At 61.4% G+C, this 508-nt stretch carries 1 protein-coding gene; it reads right to left on the reverse strand.

All coding sequences use genetic code 11. From position 1 onward, the window contains the following. Positions 1-208: 208 nt before the first annotated feature. Positions 209-493, reverse strand: a complete 285-nt coding sequence (locus RX972_RS29310) for an RNA-binding S4 domain-containing protein (RefSeq protein WP_106940345.1) — start codon at positions 491-493, stop codon at positions 209-211. Positions 494-508: the final 15 nt, after the last annotated feature.

Consider the following 508-nt stretch of genomic DNA (forward strand, 5'->3'; position numbering starts at 1 on the left):
CGACGTAGGTCATCCAAAACTCCGAAACGATCCACTTTTTCTGGGGTTGCGTAGCGCAGGAATACCGGAGCCGCAAGGGAAGCCGGCCCCGAAAAACACCTGCATTCTGGCGACCCTGCCAGCCGGTTTTGTTGGGAGCATGATCCTATCGCGCGTCCGGCCCCACAGTCCGGATCATGCTTCGGCCGAAATAACAGACGTGAGATAACTACTCCTTACCGGCTTGCAAATTGCTCCCTTGCAAATCCTCGTACAGCTCGCGCGCCGAACTGGCATCGCCGCGCCGCTCGGCAAAGCCGATCACCTTGAGCACCCGGACGCTGTTGTCGAGCGCAACGGTGATGACATCGCCCGGCTTCACCGCATGGCCCGGCGATTTCTCGCGCGTGCCGTTGAGGCGGACATGACCTGATGCGACGAGCTCGGCCGCGCTGGTGCGGGCCTTCACCACCCGCGCGTGCCACAGCCATTTATCGAGCCGCTGTCGATCCAAGCTTCAGACCAGGGT

Origin of the sequence: Pseudomonas syringae group sp. J309-1, from assembly GCF_032582135.1 — a bacterium.
GTDB lineage: Bacteria > Pseudomonadota > Gammaproteobacteria > Pseudomonadales > Pseudomonadaceae > Aquipseudomonas > Aquipseudomonas quasicaspiana.